Raw genomic sequence first — 16,655 nt, 5'->3', positions numbered from 1 at the left:
ACAAGTTTCCAGCGGGTTTCGTGTCCCCGGCCGCTTACTCGCCGATCTCCGGAATAGGGGGAAGGTTGAGCCCCAGCCGCTCCGCCTTCTTCTTCTCCCGCGCTTCGCGGAAGAACCCCTGGAGCAGGGCCAGGCATTCGTCCCCCATCACTCCAGAGGTGATGTCGCAGCGGTGGTTGAGCGGCGGGTTCGATTCCAGCAGGTTGATCCAGCCGCCGGCAGCCCCGGCCTTGGCGTCCGGGCAGCCGAAGACGACGCGTTCCGGGCGGCAGTGGACGATGGCCCCGGCGCACATCGGGCAGGGTTCCTTCGTCACGTAGAGCGTGCATTTCTCCAGCCGCCAGTCCCCCAGCGCCTGTTGGGCGGCGGTGAGGGCCAGCATCTCGGCGTGGGCGGTGGCGTCCTTCAGCGTTTCCACCTGGTTCCAGGCGCGGGCGATCACCTTGCCTTCGCGCACGACCACCGCGCCGATCGGCACTTCCGTGGCCTGATAGGCCTTCCGCGCTTCGCGCAGGGCCTGGCCCATGAAGAAGGCGTCGCTTTGCAAATCGATGATCGGGCTCTCGTCCACGGACGGGGCTTACCGCGTCCGGGACGGGATTCCAAGCACCGCGTGGCCGGGGCTCGCACCCTGATCTTTATGCAAATCGTGGACTCTGTATCCCCGAAGGGGATGGCAGCCCCAGTAGCCGGAGGTTGAGGAGCCTTGGCGACGAAACCTCCGGTGAGGCCGGAAAGGTCATTCGATCCCGAAGGGGATCGCAGCCGGGTTCGGAGGCCCGTGGAATTTCATTGCCCATTTTTCGCGTGGAGCCCGGGGCACGCTTCTCGCACGCCCTCCGGGGTGCCTGTCCATGACTCGACCAGTCCGGTGGTGTCGTCGCCAAGGCTCCTCGACCACCGGCTAATTTCTCCTGCCCCTACCGGGGCGCAAGAGTGCCGATTCCCGATAGACGATGTGCGAGGAGCAGGCTGACGGCCGGGGTAGGAGTAAAAAGACACAATCTTCCAAGAAATGTGTCGCGGATAGGTCGTATCCATGAAACCGGCTCCCTGTCGGAAATGACAAAATCGGAACTGCTTTGGAATCGATGTCTATCCGATGGATAGGCATGATGCCGATGATATCACCTGCCACCCCATGAGCAAAGCATCCCCCATCCTGGCGTGTTTCCTCCTTTCCTCGGCCTGCCTGTTCGCGGGAACCGAGTTGACGGTGAAGGACAAGACCGGCCGGTCCATGGAGATTGAGATCGTCGGCGTCACCGGCGACAAGGTTTCCTTCAACCGCAAGTCGGACGGCAAACGCTTCGAGCTGCCCCTTTCCACCTTTGACGAGGAGTCCGCGAAACAAATCTCCGCGGCGAAAGCCCCGGCGGCCAGCACCAGCGAGACCCATCCCAATTACGCGATCGACGTGGTGGTCGAGAAGCGCCGCAAGAAAAACAACGGCAGCGATTATCTCGTGAGACAGGAGGTCTCGGCAAAGGTCGTGATCAAGAATCCCGAGCGCACCGTGGCCGGACCGAAGGCGAAGGTGCGGCTGCTCTATCTCGGCGAGGACCGCAGCACCGGCAAGGAGCACTCCGTTCTCGGCGTGCGGGATTATGAAATCCAGATCGCAGCCGGGATGATGGACGCCCGGAACCTGGACGCCGTGACCACCGTTTACGACAGCGACAACAAGGGCGCGGGCAACATCGGCGGTGACCAATACGAAGGCTACTTCCTGGTGATCCTGGATTCGAAGGACAATGTCGTCCAGCAGACGGGCAGTTGCGCGAAGCTCAACGAGATCCTGAAATCCGATCCCACGGCGCTCAAGCCGCTGCTGACCGTCAAGGCGAACGCCCACCTCGATGCGAAGTACAATCCCACCGGCCGGACGGTGGTGAGCTACCGCTGAGAGCTGGCTTCCAGCTTGGCTCGGAGCCCCGCCACCTCGGCGGGGTGATCCGCGGCGACGTTGACCGCTTCGCCGGGATCGCCCTGGTGGTCGTAGAGTTCCACGTGTCCCGGGTTCTTCGAGGAGACCACCAGATGGAAGCGTTCGTCGCGGATCGAGCGGAAGCTTTCCCACGCCGCCAGGGCCGGTCGTCCCGATGGCGTTTTCGGCTCGTCGAGTTGTGGCTTGAGCGAGCGGCCCTCCAGTTGGTCCGGTAATGGCAGGCCCGCATAGCTGGCGAGAGTCGGATAGAGATCCACCGTTTCGACCACGGCCTCGGTTTTCGCCCCGGGTTGCGTCTGCCCCGGCGCGCGGATGATGAGCGGGGACCGCAGGCCTTCCTCGAACAGGCAGTGCTTGCCCCACACGCCGTGCTCGCCGAGCAGCCAGCCGTGGTCGCCCCACAGGACGACGAGGGTGTTGCCCGCGGCGGGCGACGCATCCAGCGCGGCCAGCAGCTTGCCCACCTGGGCATCGGTGTAGCGGATGCAGGCGAGGTAGGCCCGGCGGTATTCCACCGCAGCGGCGGGCGATTGGAAGGGGTCCCCGGCATTGGCGGTATAACCGCGGAACTCGTTGCTATTGTGCCAGGTGGTGGGGAAGCCGGGCTTGGTGGTGACCTTGGGCGACGGTGGATCGATGTGCGCCAGTTCCTCATAATACGACTTGGGCGCGGCGAAAGGCAGGTGCGGTTTGATGAATCCCGCGGCGAGGAAGAACGGCTTGTCCGCGGCGGCGGCCGCCTTCAGCCGGGCGATGGCTTCCTCCGCGATCCAGCCATCGGGGTAGGTCTTGTCATCGCCCTCCGCCTGCTGGGTGACGGGTTTCCCGGCCATGGCGGAGCGGGCGATGCCCCCGGCGTAGCCGTGCATGGCGGCCTCCGGGGTCTGCCATGGGCCGCAGGGCATGGAGGCCACGTCCCAAGCTCCGGGCAATTCCTCCGCCCCAGCCACCCAGTCCTTGCCCGTGTGGTTGCCGGGATAGTGGGTGACCTTGCCCACCGAGATCGTTTGGTAACCGTTCGCCTTGAAAAGCGCGGGCAGGGCCGGGACCGGCTGCTTCGCGGCGGTCTTGAGCGCCGCCTCGTTGCCCCCGTCGCCTGCCAGGTGGCCCGCCCGACGGCCAAACATCAGCGCGCAGCGGGAGGCCCCGCAGGTCGGCACTTGCACGTAGTGCCGGGTGAAGATGCGGCCGGTGGCGGCCAGCTTGTCGATGTTCGGAGAGATCTTCAGCCCCGGATCATAGCAGCCCAGCCAGGGCCGCAGGTCATCCACGGCGATGAACAGCACGTTCGGCTTCGGCGCGGCGGCGAGTAGGCTGGCCGTGGCCAACCACAGGGCGGAGGTGATCCGGAAAGACATGGGCAGGCAAATGGAACACCCCATTCTTCCTCTCGTCTTGTTGCGGTCAATTTGGAAACCCCTCGGGGAAACGAAAAACGCCGCCCCGGCGGACCGGGACGGCGTTTGAGAAACCGGAAGATGCGCGTTCCGGGGCAATTAAAGTTTGGAGTCGGCCTTGGCACCGGCCTTGGCGTCGCGGAGGGCCTTCTTGACCTCTTTTTCGAAATCCTCGTCGTGCGGGTTGCCGTGCCAGGTCAGCTTGCCTTCGGCATTGAAGACCGAGGCGTGCGGGATGCCGGAGCTGGGGGCGGGTGAGGAGCCGCCGGAGAGGACGGGATACTTCACCTTGGCCGCGTCGAGCACCTTGTTGATGGCTTCCTTGGTGCTGCCCTGGCGCTCCAGGCCCACGACCACCAGGCCGGCCTTCTCGTAGCTCTTCGCCATCTTGGCGAGTTCCGGCAGGCTGGCGATGCAGGGCGCGCAGTTGACGCCCCATTCCTCGACCACCACGACCTTGCCCTTGAGCTGGGCCTTGTCGAAGGCCACGTCGTTGGCCTGGGTGCCCCACTGGACCTGGTCCACGGAGGCGTTCGGCACCGGCGCGGCGTCCTTCTTCTCCTTCGCCAATCCGGAACCGGAGACGGCGAACAGCAGGCTGAGGCAAACGAGGGCTTTCTTCATGAGGGCAGCGGACTTACGCGAATCCAGCGCCCTCCGGAAGCAGAATTGTCTAATCGTTTGAACCGACCAGTCCCGGCCCGCCTCAGCGGACCGGTTCCTTGTCGAGTTCGAACGCGTCGTGGACGGCGCGGGCGGCGTCCTCGATGCGGGTCTCATCGACGGTCACGGCGATCTTGATCTCGGAGGTGGAGATCATGCCGATGTTGATGCCGGCGTCGCCGAGGGCCTTGAACATGGTGGAGGCCACGCCGGAGTGGGAGCGCATGCCGATGCCCACGGCGGAAAGCTTGGCGATACCCACGTCGGTCTCGATCTTCGCATCCGCGGAAAGCGCGGCGAGCACCGGCTTCAGGGCGGCCTGGGCCTTGGCCAGGTCGTTCGAGTGCATCGTGAACGAGTGGCGGGCGTAGCCGTCGTGCGCGATGTTCGAGACGATCATGTCGAGGTTGATCTCGGCATCGCCGAGGGCGCCGAGGATCGTGCCGGACATGCCGGGTTCGTCCGGGATGCCGGTGATGGTGACGCGGGCTTGGGAGCGTTCGATGGAGACTCCGCGGATGACGACGTTTTCCATGTCGGGATGTTCTTCGAGCACCAGCGTGCCCGGGTTGTCATTGAGTGAGGATCGGACTTCGAAAACGACTCCGAATTTCTTGGCGAACTCGACCGAGCGGGACTGCATCACCTTCGATCCGGACGAGGCCATTTCCAGCATTTCGTCGTAGGAGATTTCAGGCAGCTTGCGGGCGTTCTTCACGATGCGGGGATCGCAGGTGTAGACGCCGTCCACGTCGGTGAGGATCTGGCAGACATCCGCCTTCAGGGCGGCGGAGATGGCGATGGCGGTGAGGTCGGAGCCGCCACGGCCGAGGGTGTGGATTTGGCCGTCCGGGGTCACGCCCTGGAAGCCGGCCACCACGAGCGTCTTCCCCTCGTCGAGGTAGCCCTGCATCATCTGCGGCTCGATGTTGAGGATGCGGCCGCGGGTGTGGGAGCCGGTGGTGAAGATGCCGGCCTGGCGGCCGGTGATCGAGGCGGCCTCCACTCCCTGGTCCTGGAGGGCCATGGTGACGAGGGCGATCGATTGCTGCTCGCCGGTGGAGACCAGCACGTCCAGCTCGCGCTCGGACGGGTTCTCGGAGAGGTCGCGGGCCATTTTCAGCAGGCCGTCGGTCACGCCGGACATGGCGGAAACCACGGCGACCACCTGGTTGCCCTCGTCGCGGGTGCGTTTGAGGCGCGAAGCGACGTTGCGGATGCGGTCGAGGGTGCCGACGGACGTGCCGCCGTATTTCTGGACAATGAGGGCCATGGCGCGGGGCGCGGAGTGAAAGGGATTGATCCTGAGATGGCAAGCACTGGAAACGCCCTCGTCCGTTCATCCGGGGCCGGTTTGCCCCGGAATCCCCCGGATTTGTCTGGACGAAACCTGCCGCGCGGGGCGGCTCAGGCTTCCGGCTTCAGGAGGTAGCCGGCCACCCAGCCTTCCGCGCCGGTGGCATTGCGACACCAGTGCCAGCCGTGGATCTGGCGCAGGGATTCCAGCCGGTCGCCTCGCTGGATCTTCAGCACCGTGGGATCGAAGCTCTCCATGGCCGCGAACCGGCCCTCGCCGAGCGGCTCGAGGATTTCCTCCGGCACGTAGCCATCGCGGCCGTCCTTGTCCTCCGCCCACACCCAGCCCGGCCAGGCGCGGTCGGCGGGGCCGACATTCACTTCATCCCCGGGCTGCAGGTGCAGCGGATCGGAGTCCTTTTCCTCGTAGTCGGCATTGGCGATGAAAGCGGGCATCTCGCCGGGAGCATCCCTATCCGGGGTGGTTCCGTCACGTTCGTTTTGGAGGCGGGAACGACATTGACCGGTGCGGGATGATACGGGACAACCTCGGCATATGATTATCTTCGGCACCCGCGGGGTCACCACAACTCATGAGAAGGGTGTCTTCCATTGCCCGTCCTGCGGGCCCGGCAGCGGCTTCCGCTGGCGGCGGGTGCGCCGGTTCTTCACGCTCTATTTCATCCCCGTGATCCCCCTCGACCTGGTCGGCGAGTTCATCGAGTGCAACCAGTGCAAGCGCACCTACGACCTGCGGGTGCTGGAATACAATCCGGCCTCCGAGGCGCTGAAGCTCGAGGGAGAGTTCCACAAGACGCTGCGGCAGGTGATGCTGGCCTCGATCCCCGCCACCCTGCGGCTGGACCGCCCGGCGCTGGTGCGGTTGATGGAACTCCACGAGTCCCTCGGACATCCCGGCGTGGACATCGGCCGCTGGGAACGGGACGCGGCGGATTTCGCCTCGTCCGGCGGCAGCCTTTTCACCTCGCTGAAGGAACTGGGCGGTGCGGTGAGCGACCACGGGCGTGAGACGCTGGTGGAAGCCGGTTACGCCGCCGCCGCGTCCTTCAATCACCTGGAGAGCGCCCACCTCGGCGACCTCGCCGGGGCGCTCGGCATGACCCCGTCCCACTACCACGGCCTGATGAAGACGCTCGAAACCGCCGGCCGTCTTCCCCTCCCCGCGGAATCCCCCGCCCTTCCTGCCTGATTTCCCGATGAGCACGCGCGATCCCAACGCCTACTTCACCTTCACCCTGCCCACGGCCTCCGAAGTTCCGGCTGGCGCGGTGCTGCATCCACGCCACTCCCGCGGCGCGGTGGCCAGCCTGATCCTCGGCATCACCGGCGGTCTGCTGGTCGTTTACGGCATCGGTTTCCTGCTGGCGGTGATCGGGATCATCTGCGGCATCACCGGACTGCTCACGGTGAAAAAAGGCGGAGGTCGCATCCGGGGCCGCGGCTTGGCGATTGCCGGACTCAGCCTCGCGGTCGCCACCTTGATTGGCGGCGCATTCTGGTTCCGTTCTGGAAACTCCTCCGAAACTCCTCCCGCGCCGGTTCCGGTTCGCAGCTACCCGGCCCCCAAGCCCGCTCCGAAGAACGCGTTTTGAGAATGGTGATCCGGATTGGCGAATGGCCCGCATGGCCGGGATGGGTTTGCATGAATCTGGCTAATGGATTGATTCACCGTGGGTTGCGTTTTCCATGGTGACGGAAATTTTTTTTGAGTCTCAACGTGTTGGAAGTGTGGCGGCTGACCCTCACGGAGGGCCGCCGCAGGTCCGTTAGAGCGCCGCAAGGCCGATTCTGGCACGACATCCGCTCGTCCGAGGGTGTGAACTCAATCGGATTTTTGTTGGATATGGATGGCGTGATCTATCGCGGGAACCAGTTGGTCCCCGGTGCCGATCGCTTCGTCGCCCGGCTGCGGCGGGAAGGCATCCCCTTTCGTTTTTTGACGAACAATTCGCAGCGCACGCGCCGCGATGTCGCGCTCAAGCTTTGCCGCCTCGGCCTGGAGGCCGATGCGGACGACGTCTTTACTTGTGCCATGGCGACCGCCCGGTTTCTGGCTCACCAGAAGCCGGGTGGGACGGCGTTCGTGATCGGGGAAAACGGCCTCGCCGCCGCCCTCCATCACAACGGCCTGACCGTCGTGGACGATGATGCGGACTACGTGGTGGTCGGCGAGGGCCGCACCATGACCTTCGAAATGATCGAGCGCGCCGTGCGCCTGGTGGAAAAGGGCGCGCGCCTGATCGCCACGAATCCCGACGCCACCTGCCCCACCGACGCGGGCACCCGCCCCGGTTGCGGCGCGATCGTCGCCATGCTGGAAAAGGCTACCGGCCGCGAGGCCTTCTCGGTGGGCAAGCCCAGCGGCGTGATGATGCGCATGGCGCAGAACGAACTCGGCGTCCGCGCCGCCGGCACCGTGATGGTGGGAGACACCATGGAGACGGACATCCTCGGCGGGGTCGGCATGGGCTACCAGACGGTGCTCGTGCTCAGCGGCCACACCAAGGTGGAGCACCTCCACCGCTACGCCTACCGCCCGGACTGGATCATCGAGTCCGTGGACCACATGCCTGAAAAGCTTTTCCATTCCGTCACCGCGCTCGCGGGGGCGGCCTGATACTTCCCGTGGTTAGCGGATGGTCCGCGGCGGGTCGGCTGGTTCTTCATGGTGCCTCCGGCCCGTCGCGGCGACCGCCGCGCCGGACACGATCCGCGCAAAGGGAAGGGAGCGTTCACCGCGCGCGCTTTCAGAGCATTAAACCCAATCCACTCTTCCCTTTGCGCCCTTCTCTTTCCCGCGGAGGATGTCCGCCGTCATGGACATCACCTCCCCTTTCCTGCTGAAACTGAAAGGCGCGCTCTTCGCCTTCCTCGGCCTGCTGTCCGCCGCCGTGCTGCTGGCACCGGTGTTCTCCTGGCAGGCGCTCGGGATGTTCGTCATCTCGGTCTGGGCCTTCTGCCGCGCCTACTACTTCTGCTTCTACGTGCTGCACCACTACGGCGATCCCTCGTTCCGCTACGCGGGCCTGTGGGATCTGGTGAAGGGTATCATGAAACGAAGATGCTCCGGAGAGTGAACTGAATCTACGTCACTTCGTGTCCAATGCTTCGATGAGGCGAGCCTTCAAATCGATCATCGCGTCATGATGGGCTTTCCCCAGCCCGAGATGATTCGGGTCGCGGTCAAACAGCGGATCGTGGGTGATCCAGTAGCGTTCCGCGCGGGATGAGAGCGGGATCGTTGCGAACAAAGCCAGGAGCAGCCCGAAGAGCGCAGTGAAGGTTACGCGTAGGGTTCCCAGTCTAAGCAAACCCGCCGCTCCCGGCGAAAGGTAGGCGAGGTCCGCGAATCTTCCCAGCAATGCCAGCGCGGGAATTCCGAGCGCCACGGCATAGGCCAATCCGTGTTCGAAGAGCTTGTCCACGTCACGAGCATTCACATACCGCACGCTGCCCACGCCGATCACGATTACCATGCAGAGGAAAGGAACGATCGCCTGCCATGGATGAATTCCCGGCCGAGCCGTGGCCAGGAATGGCAAGCGCCTTTCCAATCGCCACGCGCTCGATTCGAGCGTCAGGGCGATCGCGAGGAGCACCGAGCCAAAGGCCTGCACTCCGAAGGGAAAGCCCTGCAGCCAGCGCGTGCCGTGATCCCGGCATCCCAATGGCGTGAAGCGCGAGATCCCTATGTATAGGAGGAGCGGGAAAACAATGCCGATCATCGCGATCCAGGCATGATCGTTCAGCCGCAACAAGGCGGATAGCGGCAATGATCCACGGCGCGCCATTGTGGACCGGGATCGAATCATGATGCCGAGCAGGCCGATGACAACGAGCGTGATCCACATGCCATTCCATGCCTGTGCTCGATCGAAAATTGCGTGGTCCAGTCTCTGGCTCGGAACAAAGGCCTCTTCCGGCACGGCATGCATCACGCGCGACTCCGCCAGCCTTTGCGAGAACACTCCGGTGTCGACGTCGGCCCATTGGGATCTCGGAGCCGATCTTTTTAGCGCCTGGAGGGCCGGAGAATCGAGGGTTCGCTGGACCTCGTCCGTGAGTTCACGCTCAAGCGGGAAAAGCCTCCTCTGCGCCAGCCTTTCGCCGCCATCAATGACGGCTTCGATGCAGTCATCTCCCTCCCAAAAGTAATCGGGTGTATTGGTGAGATGTCGGCAGATCGCCTTCCAATCGGCGATGAGGGAGACGAGCCCAGATCGATCTCGTGTCTGCGCCAGCTCATACGATTTCGCGCGCATCGCGAGGGCAATAAAGTAGCCCAATTCCGTCTCCTCTTGCATTTTGTTCGAACGGGGAAACCCCAACATTCGATCCCAGGCGGTTCGGGGTGGTTTGATCCGAGAGCTCCATGATTTCAACAGGCTGTTGGAGTATGTGCGGCACGCCGATTTTTGAGCGGCGAGGTGGAGCAGAGCCATTCCTTCGTCAAACTTGACTGGATCAAGGATCTTGGGATCAGTACAAGAGGCACGCGACAGGGATTGACTCAGCTTGACCTTGGCCTCCACCAGCGGAAACCAGGCATTGGTTGGATCCAGTGTTTCGCCGGTTGCCAGAAAATCCGATGGCCAGTCCGGGCGATGGATGGTCTCCGATCTTCCCATTCGATCGCGAAGACCGTTCAGATAGGCTGCGGGGCGGTTGGTGTGGCCTTCCGGAGTGGAGCTCCCTCTGTCGGCTGGCTTCGGCGGATTCGTGAATTGCTCTTGCCGCAGCCTGTCGTAGTCCTCGATGGAGACCGTTGAAGGCAGGGTGAGAACCGGGGCGAAGAATGGATAGGATTCATCGAACGATCCGCTCCATACCATGGCGCGAACCGGCCCGTTCTGAAGGAACATGCCTTCCCAGGCTACCGCGGCCACGGCCGCGGCAAAGGAGGTCCATAGCAACGGCCTCCACCAGCGGGGCTTCCGGCCCGCCTTTTCCAGCCTTCCGGTCATGTCCTCCAGCTCCTGCGGGTCCATGCCGTCGAGCGGTCCTTTCAGGTGGTGCTCCAAAGTCAGCACGCTTTCCCGATCATCGGAAAAGCCCTTCGTGAAGACGGCTAGAAAGCGTTCGGCGGGAGACACACTTGAAGGCTACCAGTTCATGTGCCCCGATCACAACCCGGTGTTACACCACTCTCCGGCCCCTTACTTCGTCGGGGCCATGGTGTAGAGGGCCATGGTCATGCACCAGGCCTGGCCGGCGGGCATGCGCTTGAACTCGTGGCCCTTGCCCCAGGAGTCGGTGTAGATGACCTCGTGGGTTTTCGGGTTGTAGCCGATGATGAGGCGCATGTGGCCGCCGTGGGTCTGCGGGATGCCGGTCTCCTTGAACATGCCGAGCTGGAGCGCCCAGCACAACGGGATGCCCTGGTTGATGTATTCCTCGATCTTGTTGGTGTAGCGGCTGAAGCCGGATTGGGCGGTCTTCACCTGGAGGAAGAGGTCGGGCTTCACCTCGGACCAGAACTGCATCGGGTTCACGATCGAGACCTTCCGTTCGTAGAGAAATTCCTTCTCGCCCTGCTTCTTCGCGAGCTGGTTGTAGGTGCGGACGTCCTGCTCGAACTGGCGGAGGTCGAGGTCGAAGTGCTTGGTGGTCTTCACGTGCAGCTTGCCGGTGGCGTTTTTGAGCGCCTCCTCCATTTCGCCCATGCTGGTGCCCATGCTGCCGGTGTTGGCGATCTCGGCCATCTCGTGCTGGTCGACATCGAGGCCGTAGTAACGGACGACCCGCTCGGTGGTGGCGACGGCGCAGTAGCCCTTCTGCCCCTGGTCGACCATCGGCATGCCGTCGAGATAGACATCGCCATTGTCCTTGTGGACGACGTGGTCGGTGAGGGCGGAGCGGCGGGCCACCTGGTTGCCGCCGGTGGCGGCGTCGAGCGAGGCGATGCGGATGCGCGCGAACTCGGCGCGCGGGCCTTCCGGGGATTTGGAAACGGAGGATTCCAGCAGCCAGGCGGTGCGGTCCTTTTTCCACATCCAGCCGGTGAGATTCACGGTGCCGCGCTGGTCACGGGCTTCCGGCTGGCTGCCGAGGGCGGTGGTGAGCTTGCCCTTCCAGGTATCCATCCGGGTGGCGAGGTCCTTCGGTGAGATCTCGCCGTCGTCGCCGCGGTTGTAGAGCGAGATGGTGACCGGGCCGACCTTGCCGGGGGTGCCGGCGCGGATGATCACCTCGCCGACGTTCTCGCCGAAGAGGTCGATCAGCTTGGGATCGGCGCGCAGGCCGTCCTTGGTGCTGCTGAGCCACTGGAAGGCACCGGGATAGGGCTCGGGCAGATCGATGCCCTTTTCCTTCATCCGCTCGCGGATGCGGTCGCGCATCTGCTGCTGCTGGGGCGTCAGGTCGCGGCGGTAGGTGGTGAGGACGTCCTCCAGCGGCTTCGCGAACAGCTTGGCATCGGTGAGCGTCTGGTCGAGGGGCGGAAACTTCACCTTCTCCTGGCCCCGGGCGGTCAGGAGGGTGGCCAAGAACAGACAGGCGAGCGTCTTCATGATCCCTTCCAGTTAAACCCGGGGAAGGGGAGATGTCGCCCGAAAAATGAGGAGTTAGGGGGAGGGGGCTGCCGCGTGCAGGTGCGGTCTGCGGTTGAGGGGCCAGTGGTTGGTGGCCACTCACACGCGGACTGATTCTGCACGCGACTTCGCGGGTCTTCCCGCTCGCAAGTTGGAAACTTGCGCTACTTCACGCCAGACGGGCGGCGAGGAGCTCGCGCTGGAAGACGATTTCCTTCGGCAGGTAATCGTAGAGTTTCAGGAACAACTCGCCTTGGGACAGGATCTCCGCCTTCCACTCGTCCGGCTTGAAGGCCATGCACTTCTCGAAATGCTCGCGGGTGAAGGATTCAAGGCCCTCGATGTTGAAGTCCTGGTATTCCGGGGTCCAGCCGATCTGGGTTTCGTGGCCCGGGATCTTGCCGTGGCAGCGCTGCACCACCCACTCCAGCACGCGCATGTTCTCGCCGTAGCCGGGCCACAGGAACTTGCCGTTCTCGTCCTTGCGGAACCAATTGACGTGGAAGAACCGCGGCAGGTGGGTCACGTGGCGGCGCATGTCCAGCCAGTGGTGGAAGTAGTCCGACATGTTGTAGCCGGTGAAGGGCAGCATCGCCATCGGATCGCGGCGCACGCCCGGCTTCAGGCCGATCGCGGCGGCGGTGACCTCGGAACCCATGGTCGCGCCGATGTAGACGCCGTGGGACCAGTTGAAGGCCTGGTAAACGAGCGGCATGGTGTCCGGGCGGCGGCCGCCGAAGATGATCGCGGAGATCGGCACGCCGTCCGGGTTTTGCCACTCCGGGTCGATCGTCGGGCACTGGCTGGCGGGGGCGGTGAAGCGGGCGTTCGGGTGGGCCGCCTTGCGGCCGCAGTCCGGTGTCCAGTCCTGGCCCTGCCAGTCGATGAGGTGTGCGGGGGCGTCCTGGGTGAGGCCTTCCCACCACACGTCGCCATCGTCGGTGAGGCCCACGTTGGTGAAGATGGTGTTCGCCTTCATCGACTCCATCGCGATGGGGTTGGTGTCGTAGGAGGTGCCCGGAGCCACGCCGAAGTAGCCGGTTTCCGGGTTGATCGCGTGCAGGCGGCCGTCGGCGTGCGGCCACAGCCAAGCGATGTCATCGCCCACGATGGTCGTTTTCCAACCGGCGTCGCTGTAGGACTTCGGCGGCACGATCATGGCGAGGTTGGTCTTGCCGCAGGCGGAGGGGAAGGCGGCCGTGACGTAGGTCTTCACGCCCTCCGGGGACTCCAAGCCGAGGATGAGCATGTGCTCGGCCATCCAGTTGTGCTCACGGGCGATGTTCGAGGCGATGCGCAGCGCGAGGCACTTCTTGCCGAGCAGGGCATTGCCGCCGTAACCGGAGCCGTAGGACCAGATCTCGCGGGTGTAGGGGAAGTGGGCGATGTATTTTTCCTCGTTGCACGGCCAGGGGACATCGGCCTGGCCGGGTTCCAGTGGCGCGCCCACGGAGTGGAGGCAGGGGACGAAACGGCCGTGGCCGTCGCGGCTGCTGGGCAGCTCGCCGGAGGCTTCCTTCTCAAGGCGCTCCAGCACGTGTTTGCCCATGTTCGTCATGATCCGCATGTTGATCACGACGTAGGGGCTGTCGCTGATCTCCACGCCGATCTTGGCGAGCGGCGAATCGAGCGGGCCCATGCAGAACGGAATGACGTACATCGTGCGGCCCTTCATCGAGCCGCGGAATTTCTCCGTCAGAATGCCCTTCATCTTGTCCGGGTGCATCCAGTTGTTCGTCGGCCCGACCTGCTCGGGGCGGCGGGTGCAGATGAAGGTGCGGTCCTCCACGCGGGCGACGTCGGAGGGCGTGGAGCGGGCGAGGAAGCTGTTCGGGCGCTTGGCCGGGTCGAGCTGGATGAGGGTGCCGGACGCGACCATCATCGCGGTCAGGCGGTCCCACTCGGCTTGGGATCCATCGCACCATTCGATGGCATCCGGGGTGCAGAGAGCCGCCATTTCCTCGACCCATGTGGCGAGCGCGGCGTGAGATGTGTGAATCACTGCGGACATGACAGGTCCATAGGAGCGGGATGCGGGGCACAACGCAATGCCACGGGGCGGGATTGCCCGAAATTGGACTGAAAGCCGCGGGATTCGACCAAGAAACGGTCAAAGCCAAACCCGGCGATGACAGGCCTGGGCCGCCGTCGCCCGGCGCCGGATCGACGTCGAGCGGTGGCCGCCCGGGAAGAGTCTCCCGTGCCGGGCGCACGGGATCTTACGTGCGGCGTGGCACCCTCTATCAGGGCCACGCTGGATTTCCTTGGGAGGTTCTGTGATCAGGCACGGAACTGCCATCCGGCGCCGGTATCACGGTCGCGCCAGGCGGGGCGGCGGGAGATGGGATCTTGCAGGGTGCGGACCGATTTGCGGCCGGCGGTGCTGAGGAAGGTCTCGCAGTCCAGTTCAATGACTTCGAGGCCCATGTAGTAGGTGTCCTTGAGGGTCACCACGGATTCGGCGCCAAACACATCGCCGAGGTGTTCGCGGAGAAACCCGGCTTCCTTTTTTCCAACAAAAAGGAAAGCGGGTGTCTCCTCGTGATCGCACTTCGACCGGATGAGCCCGGCCACCGCGTCGGCGTCCCAGTATTCATCGAAACTGAGCTCGGGAGCGATGTGCCGTTCGTCCGGCAAGTGACTAGGTCGTTCGTTAGTTTCGTTCGTGTTCATGGTACATGGATGGAGCAACACAGGGGGGATTTAGCAACCGGCGTGCCGGATTTCCCGGCGGTGGGTCCGGAAATCCACAAATGCGATGTTTCGGTTTTCCTAAAAACCGCGGGTTTCATTCATAGTGGTCGCCCGGCGGCCTTGCGGGCGCACGGGTGCCGTGCTACCCCGTGCGGGCAGATGGGCAGCTATCCCCGCGATTATTCCACGCCTCCGGGCTCGCCTTCTCGCCTCACTCCGGTGACGAAGTGGTTGCTGGGCATCAATATCCTGATCTCCGTATTGGATTTCGTGATCTTGCCCGAGGTGCTGCGGTTGGACACCAAGGTGCGCGGTTATCTGCCGCCGCTGGAGGCGTGGGGGGCCTTCAACGTCGAGAGCACGTTCCGGGAAGGGCGGTTTTGGGAGTTGGTCACGTTCCAGTTCCTGCATGACTCCCTCGGCCACATCGTTTTCAACAGCATCGGCCTGTTCGTGTTCGGCCCGTGGCTGGAGCGATGGTGGGGCAAGGCGCGGTTCCTGGGATTCTACCTGCTGTGCGGGATGGCGGGGGCGCTGTTTTTCACGGTCCTCGGAGCGGCGCACGTGCTGCCGCACGGAGCGGAAGGTGGACTGGTCGGCGCATCGGCCGGGATCTACGGCATCCTTGCCGGGCTCGCGGTGGTGGCCCCCAATTTGCGGGCGCAGCTGATCTTTCCGCCAGTGGAGCTTTCGATCCGCCAACTCGCGCTGCTGGTGCTGGCGCTGGCGACGGTGATCATCCTGCTCCGGATCGGCGGGAACGAGGGCGGGGAGGCCGGCCACCTTGGCGGGGCGATCCTCGGCTTCGTGCTCACGCGTTATCCGTTCCTGTTAGGAAAGAAGGAAGGGGCAGCCTTGCGGCCCGTTCGCACGGCGAGGTCGAAAGGCGAGGCCAAGCTGCGGCCCCGGACCTCGGTGGACCTCCACACCAGCAACGAGATCGACCGCATCCTCGACAAGATCAACCGCGACGGCCTCCAGAGCCTGACCGACGAGGAGCGCGACACGCTCCGCAACGCCTCCAACAAATCATGACCGACGCCGACATGATCGATTGCCCGGACAACGGGCGGCAACTCGCGCGCCTGCGCGCCATCATGCACCGCTTGCGTGCCCCGGGCGGCTGCCCGTGGGACGCGGAGCAGACGCACGAGAGCCTGGTGCCGAACCTCATCGAGGAAACCTACGAGGCGGTGGACGCGATCCGCAGCGGCGACCATGCCCATCTCCAGGAGGAACTCGGCGACGTCTTGCTGCAGGTCGTGTTCCACGCTGAACTGGCGGAGGAGGGGGGCCGTTTCAACCTCGACGACATCGCCCGCGGCATCAGCGACAAGCTGGTGCGCCGCCACCCCCATGTCTTCGGCAGCGGCGTGGCGGACGATCCGGACGCGGTGCTGAAGCAGTGGGACGCGATCAAGCGCGCGGAAAAAGGCGAGGGCGACGACAAGCCGTTCCTCCACGGCGTGGGCAAGGGTCTGCCGGCCCTGCCGCGTGCGGCCAAACTTCAGAAGAAGGCGGCGAAGGTCGGCTTCGATTGGCCGCAGGAAAGCGGCGTCATCGCGAAGATCCGGGAAGAACTCCAGGAACTGGAGGCCGCGGTGGATGCCCAGGACATGGAGGTGGTTTCCGAGGAGCTCGGGGACCTGCTGTTCAGCGCGGTCAATTTGGCGCGTTTCCGCGGTGCGGATCCGGAGGTGCTGATGGCGCGCGCGAACGCCAAGTTCGAAAGCCGGTTCCACGAGATGGAACGCCTTTTGGCCGGGCAGGGCCTGACCTTGACGGCCGCCACCGCGGACCAGATGGAAGACGCGTGGACCGAGGCCAAACGGATGGAGGCGAAGCGGGCGAAAGCTTGACCGGCCTCATGGCGTCTTGCCCTGCACCGCGCGGCTGATGGCGGATACGATCAGCAGCACCAGGAACACGAGGAACAGCAGTTTCGCGATCGCCGCCGCGGTACCGGCCAAGGCGGTGAATCCGAGCAGCCCCGCCACCACGGCGAGGATCAGGAAGAGTAGGGACCAACTGAGCATGGTGGTTTACGGGTTGTTGACACCCGTGGTTCAGCAACTACCGCGCCGGGAGCGGTCATGGTTTCATTTG

General features: G+C 64.3%; 17 protein-coding genes. 7 read left to right on the top strand and 10 right to left on the bottom strand.

What is annotated here, in order from left to right; all coding sequences use genetic code 11:
- Nucleotides 1-34: 34 nt before the first annotated feature.
- Complete coding sequence (tadA, locus tag llg_RS05740; protein ID WP_338288690.1) at nucleotides 35-571, bottom strand: tRNA adenosine(34) deaminase TadA; 537 nt, start codon at nucleotides 569-571, stop codon at nucleotides 35-37.
- A 570-nt stretch (nucleotides 572-1,141) separates the two neighbouring features.
- On the opposite strand from tadA, the gene llg_RS05735 reads away from it, so the two are divergent.
- On the top strand, nucleotides 1,142-1,906 hold the full coding sequence (locus llg_RS05735; RefSeq protein ID WP_338288688.1) for a hypothetical protein: 765 nt from the start codon (nucleotides 1,142-1,144) through the stop codon (nucleotides 1,904-1,906).
- On the opposite strand, the gene llg_RS05730 is transcribed toward llg_RS05735, so the two are convergent.
- The 4 genes from llg_RS05730 to llg_RS05715 form a co-directional block, all read right to left on the bottom strand.
- Nucleotides 1,897-3,306, bottom strand: a complete 1,410-nt coding sequence (locus llg_RS05730) for a sulfatase (RefSeq protein ID WP_338288686.1) — start codon at nucleotides 3,304-3,306, stop codon at nucleotides 1,897-1,899. The two genes, llg_RS05735 and llg_RS05730, sit on opposite strands and share 10 nt — an antisense overlap.
- Before the next feature lie 138 nt (nucleotides 3,307-3,444).
- Nucleotides 3,445-3,969: a TlpA disulfide reductase family protein gene (locus tag llg_RS05725; RefSeq protein WP_338288685.1), complete on the bottom strand. Its 525-nt coding sequence runs from the start codon at nucleotides 3,967-3,969 to the stop codon at nucleotides 3,445-3,447.
- An 82-nt stretch (nucleotides 3,970-4,051) separates the two neighbouring features.
- Complete coding sequence (locus tag llg_RS05720) at nucleotides 4,052-5,281, bottom strand: aspartate kinase (protein WP_338288682.1); 1,230 nt, start codon at nucleotides 5,279-5,281, stop codon at nucleotides 4,052-4,054.
- Between the two features lie 134 nt (nucleotides 5,282-5,415).
- Nucleotides 5,416-5,760: an SH3 domain-containing protein gene (locus llg_RS05715; protein WP_338288679.1), complete on the bottom strand. Its 345-nt coding sequence runs from the start codon at nucleotides 5,758-5,760 to the stop codon at nucleotides 5,416-5,418.
- Nucleotides 5,761-5,860: 100 nt separating this feature from the next.
- Between llg_RS05715 and llg_RS05710 the strand changes: the two genes are divergently transcribed.
- From llg_RS05710 to llg_RS05695, 4 genes are all read left to right on the top strand, one after another.
- Nucleotides 5,861-6,514 carry a hypothetical protein gene (locus tag llg_RS05710; protein WP_338288678.1) on the top strand — a complete coding sequence of 218 codons (654 nt, stop codon included), beginning with the start codon at nucleotides 5,861-5,863 and terminating at the stop codon, nucleotides 6,512-6,514.
- A gap of 7 nt (nucleotides 6,515-6,521) precedes the next feature.
- Nucleotides 6,522-6,917, top strand: a complete 396-nt coding sequence (locus llg_RS05705; protein WP_338288675.1) for a hypothetical protein — start codon at nucleotides 6,522-6,524, stop codon at nucleotides 6,915-6,917.
- Between the two features lie 251 nt (nucleotides 6,918-7,168).
- On the top strand, nucleotides 7,169-7,942 hold the full coding sequence (locus tag llg_RS05700) for an HAD-IIA family hydrolase (protein WP_338288673.1): 774 nt from the start codon (nucleotides 7,169-7,171) through the stop codon (nucleotides 7,940-7,942).
- Nucleotides 7,943-8,141: 199 nt separating this feature from the next.
- Nucleotides 8,142-8,402 carry a hypothetical protein gene (locus llg_RS05695; protein ID WP_338288672.1) on the top strand — a complete coding sequence of 87 codons (261 nt, stop codon included), beginning with the start codon at nucleotides 8,142-8,144 and terminating at the stop codon, nucleotides 8,400-8,402.
- A gap of 12 nt (nucleotides 8,403-8,414) precedes the next feature.
- Here llg_RS05695 and llg_RS05690 read toward each other — a convergent pair whose 3' ends face one another.
- The 4 genes from llg_RS05690 to llg_RS05675 all read right to left on the bottom strand — a co-directional run bounded on the left by llg_RS05690 (nucleotide 8,415) and on the right by llg_RS05675 (nucleotide 14,528).
- Complete coding sequence (locus llg_RS05690) at nucleotides 8,415-10,418, bottom strand: hypothetical protein (protein ID WP_338288671.1); 2,004 nt, start codon at nucleotides 10,416-10,418, stop codon at nucleotides 8,415-8,417.
- A 63-nt stretch (nucleotides 10,419-10,481) separates the two neighbouring features.
- On the bottom strand, nucleotides 10,482-11,834 hold the full coding sequence (locus tag llg_RS05685) for a C39 family peptidase (RefSeq protein ID WP_338288669.1): 1,353 nt from the start codon (nucleotides 11,832-11,834) through the stop codon (nucleotides 10,482-10,484).
- A 190-nt stretch (nucleotides 11,835-12,024) separates the two neighbouring features.
- Entirely contained in the window at nucleotides 12,025-13,866 is a 1,842-nt protein-coding gene (locus llg_RS05680; protein WP_338288668.1) for a phosphoenolpyruvate carboxykinase (GTP), read from the bottom strand.
- A gap of 269 nt (nucleotides 13,867-14,135) precedes the next feature.
- A complete protein-coding gene (locus tag llg_RS05675) occupies nucleotides 14,136-14,528 on the bottom strand; it encodes a hypothetical protein (protein ID WP_338288667.1) in 393 nt (130 codons plus the stop codon).
- A 180-nt stretch (nucleotides 14,529-14,708) separates the two neighbouring features.
- Here llg_RS05675 and llg_RS05670 point away from each other — a divergent pair, with 180 nt between their 5' ends.
- Together llg_RS05670 and mazG are read left to right on the top strand one after the other, a co-directional pair.
- Nucleotides 14,709-15,584: a rhomboid family intramembrane serine protease gene (locus llg_RS05670; RefSeq protein ID WP_338288665.1), complete on the top strand. Its 876-nt coding sequence runs from the start codon at nucleotides 14,709-14,711 to the stop codon at nucleotides 15,582-15,584.
- Nucleotides 15,581-16,408, top strand: a complete 828-nt coding sequence (mazG, locus tag llg_RS05665) for a nucleoside triphosphate pyrophosphohydrolase (RefSeq protein ID WP_338288664.1) — start codon at nucleotides 15,581-15,583, stop codon at nucleotides 16,406-16,408. Before llg_RS05670 ends, mazG begins: the two co-directional genes overlap by 4 nt.
- A gap of 6 nt (nucleotides 16,409-16,414) precedes the next feature.
- Here the strand turns inward: mazG and llg_RS05660 are convergent, their stop codons facing one another.
- Nucleotides 16,415-16,585 carry a DUF1328 family protein gene (locus llg_RS05660; protein ID WP_338288663.1) on the bottom strand — a complete coding sequence of 57 codons (171 nt, stop codon included), beginning with the start codon at nucleotides 16,583-16,585 and terminating at the stop codon, nucleotides 16,415-16,417.
- Nucleotides 16,586-16,655: the final 70 nt, after the last annotated feature.

The sequence above is a fragment of the Luteolibacter sp. LG18 genome, from assembly GCF_036322585.1.
GTDB lineage: Bacteria > Verrucomicrobiota > Verrucomicrobiia > Verrucomicrobiales > Akkermansiaceae > Luteolibacter.
The sequence above is the reverse complement of the archived record's forward strand: the minus strand, read 5'-3'. Positions and strand labels throughout refer to the sequence as shown.